At 59.1% G+C, this 15,752-nt stretch carries 17 protein-coding genes; 6 read left to right on the top strand and 11 right to left on the bottom strand.

Translation table 11 applies throughout. From position 1 onward, the window contains the following. Positions 1-17: 17 nt before the first annotated feature. Positions 18-890, bottom strand: coding sequence for a 4-hydroxy-tetrahydrodipicolinate synthase (dapA, locus tag AC2FFF_RS11070; protein ID WP_142637014.1), 873 nt, complete (start codon positions 888-890; stop codon positions 18-20). A gap of 133 nt (positions 891-1,023) precedes the next feature. Here dapA and AC2FFF_RS11065 point away from each other — a divergent pair, with 133 nt between their 5' ends. After that, on the top strand, positions 1,024-2,988 hold the full coding sequence (locus AC2FFF_RS11065; RefSeq protein WP_281973085.1) for a lytic transglycosylase domain-containing protein: 1,965 nt from the start codon (positions 1,024-1,026) through the stop codon (positions 2,986-2,988). Here AC2FFF_RS11065 and AC2FFF_RS11060 read toward each other — a convergent pair. Both AC2FFF_RS11060 and mnmC2 read right to left on the bottom strand, forming a co-directional pair. Continuing rightward, positions 2,962-3,831, bottom strand: a complete 870-nt coding sequence (locus tag AC2FFF_RS11060; RefSeq protein ID WP_281973084.1) for a DMT family transporter — start codon at positions 3,829-3,831, stop codon at positions 2,962-2,964. The genes AC2FFF_RS11065 and AC2FFF_RS11060 overlap by 27 nt on opposite strands. Continuing rightward, entirely contained in the window at positions 3,828-4,493 is a 666-nt protein-coding gene (gene mnmC2, locus AC2FFF_RS11055; protein ID WP_281973083.1) for a tRNA (5-methylaminomethyl-2-thiouridine)(34)-methyltransferase MnmC2, read from the bottom strand. Before mnmC2 ends, AC2FFF_RS11060 begins: the two co-directional genes overlap by 4 nt. 49 nt (positions 4,494-4,542) lie before the next feature. Here mnmC2 and AC2FFF_RS11050 point away from each other — a divergent pair, with 49 nt between their 5' ends. Both AC2FFF_RS11050 and AC2FFF_RS11045 read left to right on the top strand, forming a co-directional pair. Beyond that, positions 4,543-5,583, top strand: a complete 1,041-nt coding sequence (locus AC2FFF_RS11050) for an NAD(P)/FAD-dependent oxidoreductase (protein ID WP_281973082.1) — start codon at positions 4,543-4,545, stop codon at positions 5,581-5,583. After that, positions 5,580-6,059 carry a GNAT family N-acetyltransferase gene (locus tag AC2FFF_RS11045; protein ID WP_271949719.1) on the top strand — a complete coding sequence of 160 codons (480 nt, stop codon included), beginning with the start codon at positions 5,580-5,582 and terminating at the stop codon, positions 6,057-6,059. The genes AC2FFF_RS11050 and AC2FFF_RS11045 overlap by 4 nt, the downstream gene beginning before the upstream one ends. Here the strand turns inward: AC2FFF_RS11045 and AC2FFF_RS11040 are convergent. From AC2FFF_RS11040 to AC2FFF_RS11025, 4 genes are all read right to left on the bottom strand, one after another. Beyond that, entirely contained in the window at positions 6,051-6,839 is a 789-nt protein-coding gene (locus tag AC2FFF_RS11040) for an HTD2 family dehydratase (protein WP_271949717.1), read from the bottom strand. The two genes, AC2FFF_RS11045 and AC2FFF_RS11040, sit on opposite strands and share 9 nt — an antisense overlap. A 49-nt stretch (positions 6,840-6,888) precedes the next feature. Continuing rightward, entirely contained in the window at positions 6,889-7,431 is a 543-nt protein-coding gene (locus AC2FFF_RS11035) for an NADPH-dependent FMN reductase (protein ID WP_271949716.1), read from the bottom strand. A gap of 115 nt (positions 7,432-7,546) precedes the next feature. Beyond that, entirely contained in the window at positions 7,547-8,218 is a 672-nt protein-coding gene (locus tag AC2FFF_RS11030; protein WP_142637036.1) for a YiaD family glycine zipper/OmpA-like lipoprotein, read from the bottom strand. A gap of 117 nt (positions 8,219-8,335) precedes the next feature. Then, on the bottom strand, positions 8,336-9,028 hold the full coding sequence (locus AC2FFF_RS11025; RefSeq protein ID WP_271949714.1) for a helix-turn-helix transcriptional regulator: 693 nt from the start codon (positions 9,026-9,028) through the stop codon (positions 8,336-8,338). A gap of 103 nt (positions 9,029-9,131) precedes the next feature. Between AC2FFF_RS11025 and AC2FFF_RS11020 the strand changes: the two genes are divergently transcribed. Beyond that, positions 9,132-9,317, top strand: coding sequence for a hypothetical protein (locus AC2FFF_RS11020; protein WP_142637040.1), 186 nt, complete (start codon positions 9,132-9,134; stop codon positions 9,315-9,317). A gap of 2 nt (positions 9,318-9,319) precedes the next feature. Here AC2FFF_RS11020 and AC2FFF_RS11015 read toward each other — a convergent pair whose 3' ends face one another. Continuing rightward, positions 9,320-9,991: an RluA family pseudouridine synthase gene (locus AC2FFF_RS11015; RefSeq protein WP_281973119.1), complete on the bottom strand. Its 672-nt coding sequence runs from the start codon at positions 9,989-9,991 to the stop codon at positions 9,320-9,322. 72 nt (positions 9,992-10,063) lie between these two features. Between AC2FFF_RS11015 and AC2FFF_RS11010 the strand changes: the two genes are divergently transcribed. Both AC2FFF_RS11010 and AC2FFF_RS11005 read left to right on the top strand, forming a co-directional pair. After that, positions 10,064-10,474 (top strand): nuclear transport factor 2 family protein, encoded by a 411-nt coding sequence (locus AC2FFF_RS11010; RefSeq protein ID WP_281973080.1) that lies wholly within the window; start codon positions 10,064-10,066, stop codon positions 10,472-10,474. Further along, positions 10,471-11,187 (top strand): SGNH/GDSL hydrolase family protein, encoded by a 717-nt coding sequence (locus AC2FFF_RS11005; protein WP_246097232.1) that lies wholly within the window; start codon positions 10,471-10,473, stop codon positions 11,185-11,187. The genes AC2FFF_RS11010 and AC2FFF_RS11005 overlap by 4 nt, the downstream gene beginning before the upstream one ends. On the opposite strand, the gene rarD is transcribed toward AC2FFF_RS11005, so the two are convergent. The 3 genes from rarD to AC2FFF_RS10990 all read right to left on the bottom strand — a co-directional run bounded on the left by rarD (position 11,178) and on the right by AC2FFF_RS10990 (position 15,742). After that, on the bottom strand, positions 11,178-12,080 hold the full coding sequence (gene rarD / locus AC2FFF_RS11000; protein WP_281973079.1) for an EamA family transporter RarD: 903 nt from the start codon (positions 12,078-12,080) through the stop codon (positions 11,178-11,180). The two genes, AC2FFF_RS11005 and rarD, sit on opposite strands and share 10 nt — an antisense overlap. Positions 12,081-12,224: 144 nt before the next feature. Further along, positions 12,225-14,678: a GcvT family protein gene (locus AC2FFF_RS10995; protein ID WP_281973078.1), complete on the bottom strand. Its 2,454-nt coding sequence runs from the start codon at positions 14,676-14,678 to the stop codon at positions 12,225-12,227. A gap of 89 nt (positions 14,679-14,767) precedes the next feature. Continuing rightward, the gene (locus tag AC2FFF_RS10990) at positions 14,768-15,742 is read right to left on the bottom strand and encodes a GlxA family transcriptional regulator (RefSeq protein ID WP_142637047.1); all 975 of its coding nucleotides are present in this window, start codon (positions 15,740-15,742) and stop codon (positions 14,768-14,770) included. Between the last annotated feature and the right edge of the window lie 10 nt (positions 15,743-15,752).

The raw sequence follows: 15,752 nt of genomic DNA, 5'->3' as shown, positions 1-15,752 counted from the left end.
GCCAAGAACACCCCTGGTTACAGCAGACCTGCGTGGTTCATGGCTGCGTCGATAGTAGTTTTGGTGCTGTCGTCCAACGTGGTCAGGGGCGAGCGAACTTCTTCGCTGCATAGGCCCAGCTTGCTGAGGGCGTATTTGGCCCCGACCAGACCGGGTTCGATAAAGATCGCCTCATGCAGAGGCATCAGGCGGTCCTGATAAGTCAGCGCTTTGGCATAATCCCCCTGCAGGGTGGCCTGCTGGAATTCGGCACAGAGCTTGGGCGCAACATTCGCCGTGACCGAGATACAGCCCACACCACCATGCGCATTGAAACCCAGCGCCGTGGCGTCTTCGCCCGACAGTTGGCAAAACTCAGGCCCGCAAGAGGCGCGCTGTTGGCTGACACGCCCCAAATCTCCGGTTGCGTCTTTAACCCCAACGATCCTTGGCAACTCGGCCAGCTCACCCATCGTCTGGGGAGTCATGTCGATGACGGAACGGCCTGGAATGTTGTAGATGATGATCGGAATATCGGCACAATCATGTAGGGTGCGGAAATGCTGAATTAGGCCCTTCTGGGTCGGCTTGTTGTAATACGGGGTCACCACCAGAGCGGCATTCGCGCCGACTTGCTGCGCAAATTGAACGAATCGGATCGCCTCGACCGTGTTGTTCGAGCCCGCACCAGCGATCACCGGGACACGACCGGCTGCGGCATTGACAACTTCTGCCACCACCGTTTCGTGTTCTTCATGGCTTAGGGTTGGGCTTTCACCGGTGGTCCCCACCGGCACCAAACCGGTCGAGCCTTCCTGAATTTGCCATTCCACCAAACGTTTGAGCGTGCCCAGATCCAACTCGCCATTCGAAAACGGGGTAACGAGGGCTGGCATCGAGCCTTTGAACATGACACGCTCCTTGCTGTGCGGTTAGCAATTTTTGCGCCTTGGGCAATCACATTCCTAGCAATGTGTGTTGATCCCGCCGGCGCAAGGTTTATCCTAAATGGCTCTATCCTTGGTTGGTTGGGAAATGCAAGGCATGACACGCGTTCTGGCGCTTTTGACAGCGGTGATTCTGGCATCCTTCGGGCCGGCCCAAGCCGACTCGGTGGGCGATCTGCGCGCTGGCATGTATGAAATGCGAAAGGGCGATTGGAACGCAGCGCTGCAAGAGGCAGGCCCGCGCGGATCTGTGTCACGTGACATCATCGTATGGCATTGGCTGCGCGAGGGGTTCGGAAGCTCGGGCGATGTGCTGGTATTTCTGAACCGCAGGCCGGATTGGCCGGGGCTGGCATGGTTACGGCGCGAAAGCGAACCCGCCTTTACCGGGGCGGACCCGGACCGGGTGTTGAAATTCTACGCCGACACTGCCCCGCAAACGGCGGAAGGGGCGCTGAATTTCGCCGTAGCGCTGAAGGCTAAGGGACGGCAGGGTGATGCGCAGGCGGATATCGTCACCGCCTGGCGTACGATGCCGATGGGATCGGGCCTGCAGAAAGACTATATCGAGAACTTTGAAACATTGCTGAAACCCCACCACGCGGCGCGGCTAGACCGGATGCTGTGGGACGGTCATCTGATCAGCGCAGGACAAATGCTGCCATTGGTGAATGACGATCAGCGCAAGCTGGCCGAGGCGCGGATTGCATTGCAAAAACGTGCGCCGGGTGTTGATGCCAAAGTAGGGGCGGTTCCCGATTCCGTGGCCGGATCGGCGGGGCTTGCCTTTGACCGCTTTGTCTGGCGAGACAAAAAGGAACTGGATGACAGTGCGATTGATCTGATGCTGGCGCGGTCATCCAGCCCGGATGCTCTGGGCGAGCCAGACAAATGGGCCGAGGGCCGTCGCCGGTTGGCCCGGCTTGAGATGCGCAACGGTGATATGAGCCGCGCATACAAGATTGCCTCTAGTCACCATATGACGCCGGACATGGGCTATGCCTATGCCGATCTCGAATGGCTTTCCGGGTTCCTTGCCCTGCGTCGGTTGAATGATCCCGCAACGGCTGTACGGCATTTCCAAAACTTCTCGGGCGCGGTGCAGTCACCGATTTCCAAGGGACGCGGCGGGTATTGGCTGGGTCGGGCCTATGCCGCGCAGGGGGATGCGGAAAAGGCTTATGAGGCCTATGCCATGGGTGCTGATCACCAGACCTCGTTCTACGGGCTTCTTGCCGCCGAACGGATAGGGCGCCCCTTCGACAGCGATCTGGCAAACCCGCGAAGGGCACCGCACTGGAAACAAGCGGAGTTTGCCGATTCCAGCGTTCTGGAAGCGGGGCTATTGCTGTTGCGCGCAGGTGAGGCAAACCTATCCGAGCGGTTCCTGACCCATCTGGTTGAGGGGCTCGACCCCGTTCAGGCAAGCCAACTGGGCGATCTGGTCATCGAACTGAACGAACCACATCTGGCGGTGATGATCGCCAAGCGCGCCGCGACCACCGGCGTTGTTCTGCCCGCCGCGTATTACCCGGTTCATCCGGTGGCAGATCTAGGCCTACCTATGGCAAAGGAAATGACGCTAGCAATCGCCCGGCGCGAAAGCGAGTTTGACCCGGTTGTCATCAGCGGCGCGGGCGCGCGCGGGCTTATGCAGGTGATGCCCGCGACGGCGAAAGTTGTGGCCCGGAACATGGGCATTCTAAGCAGCCACCAAACCGGAAAACTGACTTCGGACTGGCGATATAACGCCAAATTGGGGGCGAATTACCTGTCCGAGCTGGCAGCAGAATTCAACGGCAATGTGGTGATGATGGCTGCGGGGTATAATGCCGGGCCGGGCAGGCCGATCTCGTGGATGAAACGCAATGGCGACCCGCGCCGGGGTGAGGCCGATATCGTCGACTGGATCGAATTCATACCCTTCAGCGAGACCCGCAACTATGTCATGCGCGTCGCCGAAAGCCTGCCTGTGTATCGCGCACGGTTGGGGCAGCAGGCGTTGCCGGTGCCATTTTCCGAGGAACTGATCGGGTCAACTCTGGCGTCGTTCGCGCCATAAGGTGAACAGTCCGGCGGCAATAACCAATGTGGCCCCTGCAACAACCGCGGGTCTCAAGCTTTCACCAAAGACCGAGATTCCCAGAATGGCGCTCCACATCAGGTGAAAATAGGCAAAGGGCTGAACGGCGCTGGCCTCGGCCATTTCGTAGCACTTAATCAACAACCAATGTCCCAGAACTCCGGTCAGGCAGAGCAGGCCCATCCAAAGCCAGTCACCGCCCTGCATAGGCTCCCAAAACCACACGCCCACAGCCGTCATGGCAACCGCCCCCGCGATGCCGGTCCAGAAAAAACTGGTGGCGGTAGTGTCGCGCCGCGCCGCATAGCGGGTCAGCAGGCCATAGACGGCAAACATCAGGGCCGAGATCAATGGGATCACCGCCCAAGGGTTAAAGACGCCCACACCCGGCTGCAGGATGATCAGCACGCCGATGCAGCCCACGCCGATGGCGGACCAACGGCGCCAACCGACTTTCTCGCCCAAAACCGGGCCGCTGAGTGCCGCCACCAGCAGCGGGTAGCAGATGAACACGGCCTGGCTTTCGATCAGCCCCAGGATGGTGAAGGCATAGACTGCGACGCAGATTTCCCCCGCCAAGAGCACCCCGCGCAGGATTTGCAGCCCAAGCTGGCTGGTGCGGGCCGTGGCCGCGATACCGCCGGGCGCACGCAGCGCCAGAGCGACGACAAATGCTGCGAAGAACCAATAGCGGATCATCACGACCATATAGGTGTTGTACGTCCCGGCCAAATGGCGCGAGATACCGTCCTGCAGCGCAAAAACCACAGTCGCCGCGATCATCAGCGCGATACCGGCGCGAGTGTTGTTCTGCTGGGTCATGGCTTCACCGCCCGGGTCATGTGGCGTTTGCGCCCATAGCCGGGTGCGCGAGTGACGGTGAACCCCGCGTCTTCCAACCCGCGCCGAACGAACCCGGCGGCGGTATAGGTGGCGGTGGTCCCGTTGGGGGCCGTGTGATCGGATACCTGTTGCATCAGGTCCGCACCCCAAAGTTCGGGGTTCTTGGCCGGAGAGAACCCGTCCAGAAACCAGGCATCGGCCTGCCCCGACCATGCGGACAGGGTGGACCGCGCGTCGCCCTCGATAACCTCAAGCTGCAGGGTGCCCAGATCGCAGGTACCGCCCTGCCATTGGGACAGGAACCGGTCGGCCCAAGGGGACAACTCAGGAAAGGCGGCCAGAGCACGCGTCATGTCGTCTGGCGCCATTGGATAGGCTTCGAAACTGGTGAATGTCAGCGGGGTCGTTTGGCCAGCCTTTTCCCATTCGGACCAGACAGTCAGCAAGTTCAGGCCGGTGCCAAAACCAAGCTCGGCAATATGAAACCCCGGCGCAAACCGCGCGGGCAGGTCATTGCCCGCCAAAAACACATGCCGCGTCTCCTCCAGCCCGTTCTGCAACGAGAAATAGGGGTCGTCGAAACGGCCTGAGACAGGTATCTGCCCGTCTTTCCAGGTCAGTTCGGCGCGCTGGTCTGCCATCGGGGAATCCTGTAGCTAAGCGGCGCGACACTGAACAAGGAAAAGGGGAATGGCAATGGTCGATGTGACGGTGCGAGGCGCGGGCATTTTTGGCCTTTCGATCGCCTGGGCCTGCGCTAGACGCGGCGCAAAAGTTCAGGTCATAGATCCTTTTGGCCCCGGTGCCGGGTCCAGCGGCGGCCTTGTCGGGGCTTTGGCCCCGCATGTGCCCGAGAATTGGAATGCCAAGAAAGCTTTTCAATTCGAAAGCCTGATCATGGCCGAACCCTTCTGGAAACAGGTTGAGGCGACCGGAGGCGTCTCAGCCGGATATGCCCGGTTGGGTAGGCTGCAGCCCATCGCAGATAGCCGCACGCTGGATCTGGCCCATGCACGTACGGTCACCGCCGCAGAGCTATGGCAGGGGCGGGCCGAATGGCGCGTTGTTGCAATGGATGAGGTCGGGTCGTGGTGTCCTCCCAGCCCTACCGGCTTTGTGATCCACGACACGCTTAGCGCCCGGATGCACCCAAGGCGGGCATGTTCTGCACTGGTTTCGGCGCTGGCGGTGATGGGGGTTGAGGTCAAAACCGATGCGGCCAATCAAGGGCATATCATTCACGCCACCGGGCTTTCTGGCCTGCTAGAACTGAACGACGCCTTTGGCAAAACGGTCGGCAATGGCGTCAAGGGACAGGCGGCTTTGCTGCGGTTCGATGCCGGGGACGTCTCCCAGCTGTTTGCAGATGCCGTTCACATTGTCCCGCATGCAGATGGTACATTGGCCATCGGATCAACCTCGGAACGGGATTATGACAATCCGACCAGCACCGATGCGGCGCTGGATGATGTCCTGGACCGGGCCACACGGGCGGTTCCGGTCCTGCACGGTGCCGAAGTGATCGAACGCTGGGCCGGGGTCCGACCCCGCAGCAAAAGCCGTGCGCCGATGTTGGGTGCACATCCGCTGTACGCCGGAGAATTCATCGCCAATGGAGGGTTCAAGATCGGATTTGGTATGGCGCCCAAAGTGGCAGAAGTCATGGCCGAACTGGTGCTTGAAGGGCGCGATGAAATCCCCGCAGATTTTCAACCCGAGGCTTCTTTGTGACCTCCCTCGACGACACCCCAGTTCGCCTGCAACCGGACGATCCGATATTGCCACAGGTGTTACGCCTGATCCGCCACAGCTTTGCATTCATGGAGGGGCGTATAGACCCGCCCTCGTCAATGCATCGCCTGACCGAGGAAACGCTTAGGCAACAGGCCCGCGACCACGAGGTTTGGATCATAGGCAATCGCCCGGATGCGGTCGTCTTTTTGACACCCAAACAGGACTGTCTGTATCTGAGCAAACTGGCTGTGGACGAAACCCGACGTGGTCAGGGGCTGGCACAGCGTCTGGTCGATCTGGCATCCGCGCGGGCGGTTGAAATAGGTTTTGCGACGCTGGAACTGAAGGCACGGGTCGAATTGGTCGAAAACCATGCCTCCTTTGCCCGGATGGGCTTTGTCAAAACGGCGGAAACGGCGCATCCCGGGTTCACCCGGGCGACCTCGATTACCATGCAGAAACATTTAGGCTGAGGCTTCGGCAATCATACATTGGCGCCCGTCTGCCGCACGCACCCACAGGGTATTGCCCCTCCGGCACAGGCTCGCAGTTTCGAAATGCATCAATGCCGAGGTTGCGCGGAAAGAAAACTGCGCCAATGGGCCCATCACATCTTCCGCAAACAACATCAGGTGCTGCGCCAAAAGCGGGCCATGCACGACCAGCCCGGCATATCCTTCGACATCACGGGCATAGTCGATGTCATAGTGAATACGGTGTCCGTTAAATGTCAGGGCCGAGTAGCGAAACAGCATTGTGCTGTCGAAGGACAGCTCGCGATGTTCGGTTTCATCCTGCCTGGCCAGTGGTGCCGGAGGGGTGGCCGTATCTGCCGAGGGGTCTTGGCGGTAAACCAGATCCTGCCATTCGGTCAGGCGCAGCGCACCGCTCTGCCAAACCTCGTGGCGCAACGTGACAAAGCCCAAGGGGCCGGTGCGTCCCGATTTCGAACTCGAACTTTCACATAGCGATCGCCGTTCGGCTAACTGACCTGCTATCAGAGGCGCGAAAAACTCCAAGCGTCCGCCTGCCCACATTCTGCGGGGTAGGCCCATATCGGGGATCAGGCCCCCGACTTTGGGATGTCCGTCGCGCCCAAGTTGGCCGGGTGGCTGCGGAGTCCAGAAATACAGGTGATGAAAAAACGGCGGCAACGCAGTGCCGCCCCTCACAGTTGCCTGTTTCCCAAGCGCCACCTGCAACGCGCCAGCACGGGCTGCGTCCATCACATCTGTCTGAATTTCCATCGACATAGCGCAAGATTAGGCGGCCTGCCCCTTACGGGCAAGCAAACCGGCAATTTCAGAAACCGGCCTCTGACCGCAAGTTCTGCATCAAGGTCCGAAGGGCGTTTTCATAGCGTTCGTTAACCAGCTTGCCCTGCGCGTCGAATTCGTTCGAACTGTCGGCCAGATGAATTTCCGGCCCTTGCAAGATGCGCGTCTGGAACGGAACCATATAGCTGCGCAGTATCATCTGTGCACGTTCCCCGCCCGCACGACCCGCAGCGGCAGACATCACCGCAACCGGCTTGTTCGCCCAGGGCTTATCCTTGGTGCGACTTACCCAATCCAGCGCATTCTTCAACACGCCGGACGGCGCTTTGTTATATTCCGGCGTCGAAATGATCACCGCATCCGCACGGGCGATCTGACCGGCCAAAACCTGAACGCCCTTGGGGATGCCCTCGCCTTCTTCAAGATCGCCGTCATAGAGCGGCAAGTTCAAGTCAGCCTCGATATGAGTGCCCGGCTCAAACAGCCGCGCCGCCTCGCGAAGCAGTTTTCGGTTGGTGGCATTTTGGCGCAGCGAACCTGACAGGCTCAGAAGGATCGGTTCGGACATAAAAGGTCTCCGTTCAGGCGTTTTCCAGAAGGTAGCCCCTGATCACCGCCAGCCAAAGCCCAGTTGACGCGCAGTCAATGTGCAATAACGGACACCTTGACGGTGCCCGGTCACATCAGGTGTTGCCGTTGGGGATGATTTCGATATCAACTCGACGATTCCGCGCCTTCCCTTCGGGTGTGAGATTCGAGGCCGCAGGTCGGTTCTCACCCAATCCGATGGTGCTGATACGGGCCCCGTTCACACCATTGGCTTGCAGAACATCCGCCACGGACCTAGCCCGACGCTCAGATAGGGCCTGATTATAAGAGGCTTCGCCATCACTGTCCGTATGGCCAATGACCTGAACGGCCGAGTTGGGATATCTCACCAAATTCTGACCCACCCGGACCAAATCAGAACGCAATGCAGGCCGCACGGTCGAGCTGTCGGTGTCAAAGGTGATGTCGTTGGGGACGGTAACAATCAGGCGGTCGCCCGCGTTGACGATTGTGATGCCGTCATTTGCCAGCTGCTGGCGCAACTCAGCCGCCTGACGGTCCAGTTGATTGCCGATAAGGCCGCCACCTGCCGCACCGATTGCACCACCAGCCAGCGCACCCAAAAGCGGATCCGAGTCGTTCGCAATGGCCCCGACACCGGCACCAACCAACCCACCCAAAAGCGCACCCTGTTTGGTATTTTGATTGGGGTCCGAGGGCAAGTTCAGCGTTCCGGGGTCGGTGCAGCCCGCCAAGAACAAGGCCGAGCAAAGCCCAGCAGAAACAACAAGCTTGGAAATCGTCATGATATCACCTTCTGCTCAGAGGCCCGTTTGCCGGGTCCCATTATTTAGCACAGTATATCGCGCTGCCCCCCCGCAGGCTCAAGCAACAATCAGGTGATATCGGCGAATACCCGCCGCTCAATGGGCCTCGGCAGGGGAACCCCATTGGTTCTGCTCCTGCCAGATCTCCCGCAGCGGCTGCCCTTGGCCGCAGAAATGATCGTCAACCATTTCGCAGGCCCAGACGCGATCGGTCCGAAAATGGCGAAAACCGTTGCGCAATTCGCACCACGCAACCAGCATCGTGCACTCGATGTGATAGATCAGGGCAACCGGACGGACAACCCGTTCGGAGCGAACGTCTTGCGAGCTGACATATGTGAGGCGAAGCTTGCGCTCGTCCCGGATGGCTTCGCGGTAATTCACGACCGGGATACAGCCCTTGGCCGGATCATCAACCGGAGCCCCCCAAGGCGCGACCTGCAACCAGTCGGGACTTGCGCGCAGGCCTTCTATTTTCCGGCAAATGCGTTTGGCGGCCTCTTGCAGGGTACTGTCGCCGGTCCGTGCCAGCATTGACAGACCGACCCAAAGCGCCTCGACCTCTTCAGCGTCGAAGTTCAGTGGTGGCAAGTCATAGCCCCGCCGCATCAGATACCCGACGCCGGCTTCGCCCTCGATCGGTGTGCGTTGGGCCTGCAGTGCCGCGATGTCGCGATACACCGTGCGCACCGAGACTTCGAGCTTTTGCGCCAGCATCTCAGCGGTAACCGGAGCGTCGGCGGCACGCAGAATCTGGATGATTTCAAACAGGCGGGACGAACGGCGCATGGCAAACTCCGGTTTCTCTGCTGACACCTTAGCACACCCCCCTGACAACGCGCTGTCAGGAGTGATGCGGGATGCTGGTTCAACAATTCACAGGAGATTACTGATGCCCAGCCTCGACAATCACGTAATGATGACACTGCAACTGGGACGCTGGTCCCAGGACCATACCCTGCGCGCCTTTGAAATCGAACGCGAGATCATGGCCAGCCGCCAGCCCTGCGCCCCAAAGAAACGCACCAGACGGTTTTCGTTGGGCAATCTCAAGCTGCTTTGGACCAATCCCGCCTGAGCCTAGAACCCGGCCTTGGCGCGAAACTTCATCGACGTCCCGCTATCGGGGCTTTTCAGGCGCAATTCCTCGGAATGCAGCATGAGGCGCGGAAAGGCCCGTGCCTCACCTTTTGCATAGAACGGATCACCCAAAATCGGATGGCCCAGCGCCAGCATGTGAACCCTCAGCTGGTGCGAGCGTCCGGTTTTCGGGAACAGGCGTATGCGGGTGGTGTTGCCTTCGTATTTGACCACACGCCAATCCGTCACTGCAGGTTTACCGGTCTCATGGCACACCATTTGCAGCGGCCGATTGGGCCAGTCGACAATCAACGGCAGATCAACGGTTCCGGTCTTTTCCTCGACCAGACCCCAGACGCGGGCGATATAGGTCTTGCGAGTCTGACGCTGTTCAAATTGCATGCTCAGATTGCGCTGCGCATGGGGCGTCTGGGCAAAAACCATCACGCCCGAAGTGTCGCGGTCCAACCTGTGCACAAGCAGGGCTTGCGGGAACGCCGCCTGCACACGGGTCAACAGACAATCGGCCAGATGCTCTCCGCGACCCGGTACGGACAAAAGCCCCGAGGGCTTGTTCACCACAATCAGATGCGCATCTTCGTGCAGCACATCCAGCGGTGTTTTCGGGGGATCGTAGGTCTCGCTCATGCGGGTCTGCCTATCGCAAGCCACAACCTCCCGCAACGTCGCGCTTGCCTGAACTGAATAGTTCAGCAAATGATGCGACAACTCGGAGGAGAAACCATGCACCCGACAATCGAACAACTCAAAGATGTCATCACAAAAGGCGATGAAAGTCTGATTCACGAGTTTCTGGCCGAAGACGTGCGTTTTCTGCCGCCGACCTACTACAGCACCTGGGCCGGGCGCGAACCCGTGGCGGCTCTGCTGGGGCATGTGGGGCAGGTATTCTCGGACTTCAGCTATCGTCGGATCATGGGTGAAGGCAAAGACTGGGCGTTGGAATTTCATTGCAAGGTTGGTGATCTGGATGCGGTTGGAGTGGACTTGATCCGGCTGAATGATGAAGGCTTGATCGAAAAGTTCGAAGTGGTCATGCGCCCACTTAAAACTATTGCAGCCCTGCGCACCGAGATGATGGCACGCGTGGCAAAAGACCCTCGCTTTATCAATTTTAAGGACGCTTTGGGTTGACCAAGCCTGCCCGGATCGGAGCTGATCAGTTTCTGAGACTACCGCTGTTGCCACTATTGGCGGCACAGGGGATTTCAGTTCGACGAAAGGCGCGGTTCCTGCCCGAACCGACCGGGCCGCGCGAAGGCCGTGAAGGGCGCGGCCCGCGTTTGCGGTTGCTAATCGCAGGCGACAGCTCGGCAGCAGGTGTTGGCGCTGGCACCCAGGCGCAGGCTTTGTCCGGGCAGTTGGTCGCACAGCTAGCAAAAAGCCACAGTGTCGAATGGCGGCTCGAGGCTATGACAGGGCATACAACGCTGGATACACTGAAACGCCTTGACGGTCTGACAGATCAATTTGATGCCGCCATTACGGCGCTTGGCGTCAATGACGTCACCCGTGGCGTCACTAAAAAGCGGTTTGTCGAACACCAATCCCGTCTGATGCACCTGATCACCGACCAGCTTGGAGCCCGGCGTGTCATTGTAACGGCCGTTCCCCAGATAGGTCGGTTTCCCGCCTTGCCGCAACCGCTTGCCTGGGTGCTGGGGCGTCAGGCAGCCCGCCTGGACCAAGGCCTGCAACAGATTGCGACCGGCTTCCCGCAAATCCGCCATCTGTCCATTGATTTACCCGACGACCCGGCGCTGGCCGCCTCGGATGGGTATCATCCCAGCCCCAAAGCCTATGCGATCTGGGCCGAAAAAGCCGCCGAATTGCTGCGTCAGGCCTGAGCGCGTATCTGCCGGATCATCGGGATCGAGTAGACCACAAGTGCGACCCAGATCAGCGGAAACGCAATCATGCGGCCGCGGTCAATCTGCTCTCCAAAAACCGCGATGGCAGTCACAAAAATCATGGTCGGCGCGATATATTGCAGGATGCCCATCGTCGACAGGCGCACCAGCTTGGCGCCATTGGCATAGATCAACAGCGGCACAGCGGTCACTACCCCGGCCCCGGCCAGCAGCATGGTGTCGGTTGCGACCAGCCCGAAATGCCCCGTCCCGTTGACCCCCAGCCAAGTCACATAAACCAATGCGGGGATCAGCAGGATCAGCACTTCCAGCAAGAACCCCTGATTTGGCCCGATGGGGAGCGAGCGTTTGAAGAAGGCGTAGAACCCCCAGCTGAACATAAGCCCCAGCGCCGCCCAAGGCAGGCTTCCGGCCTCTACAACAAGAACCACCACCCCGGCTGCGGCCAACCCAACAGCAATCAGCTGGGTCCGGTTCAAAGGTTCGCGCAGCAGCACCGCGCCCAGCGCGATACTGAACAGCGGATTTATGTAATAGCCCAGCGCTGCGTCCAGCGCATGCCCACTGGCTATGGCCCAGACATAGATCGCCCAGTTCACCGATATCAACGCAGCCGTCAGACAGGCCATGCCCAGCATCTTGGGATCGCGCAAAGCTGACTTCAGATCCCGCGTCCGCCCCAGTGCGATCAGCAATAGCCCGGCCAAAGGCACCGACCAGATGATACGATGCGCCACAACCTCAACCGGCGCGATATGGGCCATCGCCTTCATGTATATGGGCAAGAAGCCCCACAAAACATAGGCCGTAACCGCCAGAACAAGGCCTTTTGGCGTATCGGCATTCTGTGTGGGTGTTGCGTTGGCCATTGCGGGTCTCCCGGGGGGTACCGGTCGTCTTTACGGCAACCCGGACATGCTTGGGAACCGCGAAAACTGTGAAGCGGCTCATCAGAATATTTGATATGTGAGACCAGAACAAAGCCGGAGCGCCGCAGCGCTCCGACAATTTGATTACACTTTGACGCGTTCGGATTTCGGATCGTACATCGGTTTCAACGACGCCTCGGCCTTTACCTTCACGCCGCACACGTCGATCTCATAGGTTGACCCCAGAACATTCGCCGCCTTCTCACCCTCGCAGGGCACATAGCCCATACCGATAGCGCCACCCAAAGTATGACCATAATTGCCCGAGCTGAGATAGCCGACATATTCCCCGTCCCGCACGATCGGTTCATTATGGAACAACAGCGGTTCCGGGTCGGTCAGGCGGAACTGAACCAGACGGTTTTTGGGCCCGCTTTCCTTGCGGGCAATCACTGCCTCGCGCCCGATAAAGTCACAGCCTTTGTCCACCTTGACGGCAAAACCAAGCCCGGCATCCACGACGTTGTCCTCGCACGTGATGTCATGACCAAAATGGCGAAAACCCTTTTCGATCCGGCAACTGTCCATCATGTGCATACCACAGAGTTTCAGGTCCATACTCTGACCGGCCTCATGCAGCGTTTCGAACACATGGCCCGCCATATCGGCGGACATGTAGATCTCCCATCCCAGCTCGCCCACATAGGTCACCCGATGAGCGCGGGCCAGGCCCATGCCAATCTCAATCTCTTGTGCGGTGCCAAACGGGTTGGTCGCGTTCGAGAAATCCGCCGGCGAGACCTTTTCCAGCAAAGCGCGCGCATTGGGGCCCATCACGGCCAAAACGCCTTCGCCAGCGGTAACATCGGTTATGACCACGTTGAAGCTACCCACATGGCGCATCATCCAGGTCTGATCCGCCAGCCGCGTCGCCGCCGGGGTCACGACCAGATAGGCGGTCTCGGTCAGACGGGTCACCGTCACATCCGCCTCGATCCCGCCGGTGCGGTTTAGGAACTGGGTATAGACGATCTTGCCGTTCGGCACCGAATAATCGCCGCCCCCGATATAGTTCATGAACGCCTCGGCATCCGGCCCTTCAACGCGAATCTTGCCAAAAGAGGACATGTCATACATGCCCACATTCTCGCGCACCGCGCGGTGTTCAGCAGCTGAGTTCTCGAACCAATTCTGACGTTTCCAACTATACTGGTATTCGCGCTCCTGCCCAGGATTTGCGTACCAGTTCGCACGCTCCCAGCCCGCCAGTTCACCAAACACCGCGCCCTGCTCTTTCAGATGATGATGGAACGGCGTGCGTCGCACACCCCGCGCGGTGGCCTTCTGGCGATAGGGGTAGTGGTCGGCGTACAGCAGGCCCAGCGTCTCTTTCGACCGCTCAAACAGATACTGCTTATTGCCCTGAAACGGCTGCATCCGGCTGATATCCACATCGCCCAGATCAAACGGTTTCTCGCCGCTATCCATCCATTCCGCCAGCGCCATGCCCGCACCGCCTGCAGATTGAATGCCGATCGAGTTGAAGCCCGCCGCGACCCAGACATTGTCCATCTCGGGCGCGAGACCGAGGTGATAGGCATCGTCGGGGGTAAAGCTCTCTGGTCCATTGAAGAATGTATGAATCCCAGCCTCGGCCAACATCGGCATCCGGTTACACGCAGCTTCTAGAATGGGCTCAAAGTGGTCGAAATCCTCGGGCAGCTGGTCAAACTCAAAGCTCTCTGGGATGCCGTTCATCCCCCAGGGCTTGGCATTGGGCTCAAAAGCACCCAGCAGGATTTTGCCCGCATCTTCCTTGTAATAGGCGCATTCATCCGGCACCCGCAGAACCGGCAGTTGCGACAGTCCGTCAATGCCTTCGGTGACGATGTAGAAATGTTCGCAGGCGTGCAGCGGGACGTTCACACCGGCCATGCGGCCGACCTCGTGCCCCCACATGCCGGCACAGTTCACCACCATGTCGCATTCAATATGACCCGAAGCGCTGCCGTCATCGGCAACCCAGTCCACACCGGTCACAGTGCGACCTTGTTTGGTGATGTCGGTGACCTTCACCCGTTCCTTGGTAATGGCACCGCGTTGCCGCGCGCCCTTAGCCAGGGCCAGCGCGATATTGGCCGGGTCACCCTGCCCGTCCAGCGGAAGATAGACCGCGCCCTTGACGTCTTCGACATTCAGATGCGGATACATTTCCTTGACGCGCTCATTGGAAATCTCTTCGACCTCAACGCCAAAGGCACGTGCCATGGCAGCCAGGCGATAGATCTCTTCACGGCGTTCCTCAGTCAGCGCCACGGTGATCGATCCACAGCGCCTAAGCCCGGTGGACACACCGGTTTCCTCTTCCAGCGCGCCGTAAAGCTCCTGCGTGTATTTCGCCAGTTTGGTCATGTTGGACGAGGCCCGCAGCTGAGCGATCAGACCCGCCGCATGCCATGTGGTGCCGCTGGTCAACTGCTTGCGTTCAAGCAGCACAACATCGCTCCAACCTTTCTTGGTCAGATGATAGGCAACCGAGCATCCGATGACGCCGCCGCCGATGATGACAACTCGGGCTTTGTTTGGAAGATCAACCATCCTGAGGACTCCGCTGAATCAGGTTTTGGGCACGTTGCCATGGAAGATCGACAATAAATGCACCAAAAGCGTCATGTTATGGGCGATTTTCACCTATGTGACGCAGCCCGTCTTTCGCGCCTCAGAACAAAGGGCGTGACCCCGAAAAAGCTTTTGTAAACCGATGAGAAACCGTTCGGAAAGCCGCAGGCCAGACCGATTTCCCGAACGCTCATCGTGGTGTTCAGCAGCAGGTTGTTAGCCTTCGCCAGCCGCATCTCGCGATAGAAACCGTTTGGGCTGGTGCCAAAGAAAGCTTTGAATTTTCGCTCAAGCGATCGGTTCGAAAGATTTAATGCCTCGACAATCTGCTGGATGGGTAAGGGGTCTTCGATATTGGCCTGCATCAGCTTGATACATTGATCCAGCTTGGCGTCCCCAGTAGCTGTCAGTTGCGCCCCCGAGAAAGGCTGCATCGATGAAAAGTCGCGGATATTTTCGTGCAGCATGATATTGGCCACCGTCATCTTGGCAGGCCCCGAGATGTGGCGTCCGATCACGGACAAAGCAACATCGGTTGTCGCCTCCATCCCTGCGCAGGTCACGACCTGGCCCTGTTCTGTGGCTATCGACAGCTTCGCCTCGAACCGGGCCCCGCGTTCACTCAGGAAAGAGGCGTTTTCCCAATGGGTCGCCATGTCTGCGGTGCCAAATTCGTCAATATAGCGGCTGGCAGCTTCGGCCAGCAAAAAGACCTGAGCGCCTCGGAACGTATAGTCCGATACAACCCGTCCGATAGACAGATCGGGGTGGTCAGGGTCGGAATTTCCGATCACAAACAGATAATCCGCCTTGGGATGGGTTGATACGGGTTCAGTTTGGACCGTCGCATCGCTGCTGCTGGCAATGGGCCCACCTTTCAGAGACCGATAGGTAAAGCTGAAGGGCGGGTTGGGGCAGACGCGGTTGGCCAGCCTCAGAACCTCAATCAATGCGGCAAGCTCCAACAGCACATAGCCCGGCGCGACCAGAACATCGAAATGTATCTGCGCCTTGTCGGTCAAGCTATCTGGTCGTTGCCGCATCTTTACCCCC

The organism is Ruegeria sp. YTSA226, assembly GCF_059609905.1.
Note: the sequence above shows the minus strand (reverse complement) of the source record. Positions and strands in the feature narration are given on the sequence as shown.